This is a genomic window from Vicinamibacteria bacterium, from assembly GCA_035620555.1.
Taxonomy (GTDB): domain Bacteria; phylum Acidobacteriota; class Vicinamibacteria; order Marinacidobacterales; family SMYC01; genus DASPGQ01.
The window spans coordinates 1-3563 of record DASPGQ010000572.1; the positions used below are offsets into that span (position 1 = coordinate 1).

Consider the following 3563-nt stretch of genomic DNA (forward strand, 5'->3'; position numbering starts at 1 on the left):
TCCGCCGTCCCGGCTCCCGCGGCTCCGGCGATCGATGCCGCTTCACCCGATCGCGTCCTGATGTCGACCGAAGAGCACCGCGAACCGCACGACGATCGAGTTGATGCCGGGATTGAACTCGTCGCGTCCCCCGTTCGATAAGTGATGAAACCGCAGCTCGACCGAGTACGTACGCCGTCCATGACCGGGGAATACGAAGCCCGCACCGATCTAGGGTGTGAAAGTTCAGGTTCGCGGCCCCTTCGGGGTTCTCTCTGGCCGAGGCCAGCACTCCCGCCCCGAGAGTGATGAAGGGCCTCGTCCTGCCGCCCGCCTCGAGATAGTGGCGTCCCAGCAGGTTGAGCCCCACCGCGTAGGTCGTGAAATCCTGAGAGAAGGCGGACAGAGGGAGGAGCTCGAAGACCACAGCCGAACACCCCCGCAGCTGCCCCGGGCCGACCGCGTTCGTGAGGGTCCGGCTGACCTACTATCCCGAAAGATGCCGAGTGTCCGGCGCGGTCTCCATCCGCCACTCCGAACGTCGTACCCACGCCCCGAACGGCTCCGGCCACGGGCGAGCCAAGGCCAGCCCTGGTCCCCCGCCATGGCGGGCGAAGCGAATAGGATGAGGACGCTGGTCACGAGGAATCGAACGCGGCGCTTGCTCCGGATCGGATCGCGCATCGGCCCGAGGTACAGCTCGCGGTCGGGAGCTGATCCCCATCATGGCGCGAGAAGGCCGGCGGCACGCGCAGGGGCAAGGACTGTCTCTACCTGCGCAGACCTGTCCATTTGTAAACAGCCGGGCTCGCGTCCTTCGTCGCTCCGCAACCCGCAACTGGCGGCGGCAAGCCACTTGGAGCTTCAAGCTCTCCTGGTATGGACCTTGAATACATCGGCTCTCGAGGAGAGGACATGCGACAGCGCACCATGCAGCGATTGATGGAGGGTTCCTCAGCCACGAAGCTCTGCGCCAGCGGTTCGCGGAGAAGACACACGAACGGCTCTTCGAGAGGGTCGCGAGTGGAATCGAGAGGACTACGGTTGAGATCCGGGCGCTCGCGGGTCTTCGATCCGCATCGGGTCGCGCGACGGGCCGATGCCCTAGATCCCGATCTCGCTGGAGCCCCGGTGCTGGCGGATCCGCGATGCGCCTGCATGCCGAGGAGAATCTCGGCGGCACGGGTGCGCCCGCGAGCAGCGATGCTCTAGAGGAGGACACGGAAGATGTGGAAGATAACGCGGAATCGAGAAGCACGGGCTCCCTCAGCGCGCTGGACGATCGGACTCGTCACGCTCGGGCTCTGTTTCGCCTCGGGCGCCACATCGATGGCCTTGTGTCAATCCCCTGCCGAAATCCCGCCGAGCCGGGCAGCGGAGTTGACGAGGGAGCGCGAGGAGAAGGCGACGAAACTGCAGGAGCCCGACCCGAGCGGGATCGAGAACGGCCTCCACTGGTGGGACAATCAACAGGTCATCAACCGAGTGTTGTCCGGCTGGCACGGCTTCCACGTGGCGACGGGGAGCTTCGCCAACGGCGCCGGTCTCACGTTCGGGGCCGGTTACCGGGACCTGGCGGTGGGGTCGGTCTACCCCGACGACGACCTTCCGAACCGCGTGGACTTCACCGCCGTCGGCGCCTATTCGACGCGCAATTACTTCCTGGCCCGCTCCGGGGTCGCCGTGAAGAACCTGGGATCGGCGCCCGTGGACATCTCGGTCTGGGGACGGATCTACGAGTTCCCGGAAGAGGATTTCTTCGGCCTCGGGGCCCAAGCGGAGGAGGCGAATCGGACCGCGTACCAGATGAACTCTTCCGAATTCGTAGTCGACGGATTGTGGCGAGCCGGAGGGGGCTTCCAGTTCGGCGGGAGCGCCGCGTACCTGAACCCCCGCATCGGCGAAGGTCAAGATCCGCGGTACCCGTCGACGGAGGAGGTCTTCGACCCGGCGACGATCCCCGGTTACACCGAGCAGCCAAACTTCCTGCGCTTCACCGGCGATGTCGCGTACGAGTACCGGGACAACCCCTCGCTTCCTCGAAGAGGAGGCTTGTACCGGCTCCGCTATCTCGACTACCAGGACCAGGACCTGGAAGCCTATGACTTTCGCCAGCTGCAGGCCGACGCGGAACAGTACTTCCCTCTCGGACACAAGTTCCGCGTCCTCGCGCTTCGCGCCGCCGCCGTGATTTCCGATACGGACAGCGGGCAAGAGGTGCCCTTCTACTACCAGCCCACTCTCGGCGGTGGACAGAGGCTTCGCGGCTTTCGCGAGTTCCGGTTCCGCGACCGCAACGCCATGCTCTTCACCGCGGAGTACCGATGGCAGGCGTGGTGGGCCCTCGACATGGCGCTCTTCGCGGACGCGGGCAAAGTCGCCTATGACCGCGACGATCTCGATTTCAATGACCTGGAGGCTTCCTACGGCCTGGGATTCCGTTTCCACAGCAATGACGCCTTCACGGGGCGGCTCGATCTGGCCTTTTCCCGCGAGGGCTTCATTCCTTTTCTGAGTTTCGTCTATGTCTTCTAAAAGAGTGATCCTCTGCTCGTTCTTCTTGACGGCGTCGATCGGCCTCCCGGCAGGAGCCCAGCAAGTGCAGGGAGACTCGAGCCGGCGCTTCTACCCCGACGATCCGCTCTGGGTCGATCCCGAGCCCGTCGATGTCCCGCCGGTGAAAGAGTGGGACCTCAGCAAGAGCTATGACTTCCTCGAAAACACGTTCAAGGACCGGGGCACGGACGGACCGGCGCTGAACGTGAACTCGCTCGGCGAGGTTCCGGATTCCAGCTGGTTCACCAATCGCATCGGGATCCGCGACATGAGCATCGACGAGATCCTGCGCGGGCCCGACACCGTCGATGGACCCGCGCCCGGGCCGTTGCACGTCACCGGAAGGCCCTGGACCGGCATCACTCCAAAGTTCACGGTGAGAGATTCGCGAGGCGACACGTACCTGCTGAAGCTCGACCCGGAAGTGGCCCCCGAGCTCCCCTCCTCGGTCGAGATCATCAGCACCAAGATCTTCCATGCGATCGGGTATTGGGTGCCCGAGGACTACTTGATGGAGCTCGATCCGCAGCGCCTGCAGATCGGGGAAGGGGCCGTGTTCCAGACGGAGACCGGACACGAGGAGCCCATCGAGCCTTCGGACGTGCAACACTGGCTGAAATACGCCCCTCGAAGCGCGGACGGAAGGATCCGGGTGGTGGCGAGCCGCTACGTTCCCGGAAAAGTGGTCGGGGAGTACCGCTACTACGGCACGCGCCCCGACGACCCGAACGACATCTTCCCCCACGAGCGACGCCGCGAGCTGAGAGGGCTCCGAGTGTTCTGCGCCTGGCTGAACCACGACGACGCCCGCTCGCTGAACAGCCTCGACACCTACGTACGAGTCGACGGGAAGCACTCCATCCGGCATTACTTCCAGGACTTCGGCTCGACGATGGGAAGCGGCAGCACCTCGGCCCAGCAGCCGCGCGGTGGCTACGAGTATCTGCTCGAGGGGGGCCAGATCCTCAAGGGTATGGCCACCTTCGGCCTCGCGACGCCCGGGTGGTCGAACGTGAAGTACCCCCCCT

Annotated in this window: 3 protein-coding genes; 2 read left to right on the forward strand and 1 reads right to left on the reverse strand. The window is 64.8% G+C overall.

Annotated features, from left to right (window positions below):
• The coding region (locus VEK15_23135; protein HXV63614.1) for a hypothetical protein at window positions 1-406 on the reverse strand (406 nt) is incomplete at its 3' end.
• An 800-nt stretch (window positions 407-1206) separates the two neighbouring features.
• On the opposite strand from VEK15_23135, the gene VEK15_23140 reads away from it, so the two are divergent.
• Together VEK15_23140 and VEK15_23145 are read left to right on the forward strand one after the other, a co-directional pair.
• A complete protein-coding gene (locus VEK15_23140; protein HXV63615.1) occupies window positions 1207-2514 on the forward strand; it encodes a BamA/TamA family outer membrane protein in 1308 nt (435 codons plus the stop codon).
• Window positions 2504-3563: hypothetical protein (locus tag VEK15_23145; GenBank protein HXV63616.1), on the forward strand; the 1060-nt coding region annotated here is incomplete at its 3' end. The genes VEK15_23140 and VEK15_23145, both read left to right, overlap by 11 nt.

Excerpts from the sequence above, each read along its gene's own strand:
- VEK15_23140 (HXV63615.1), top strand. The coding sequence starts at position 1,207 with ATGTGGAAGATAACGCGGAATCGAGAAGCACGGGCTCCCTCAGCGCGC.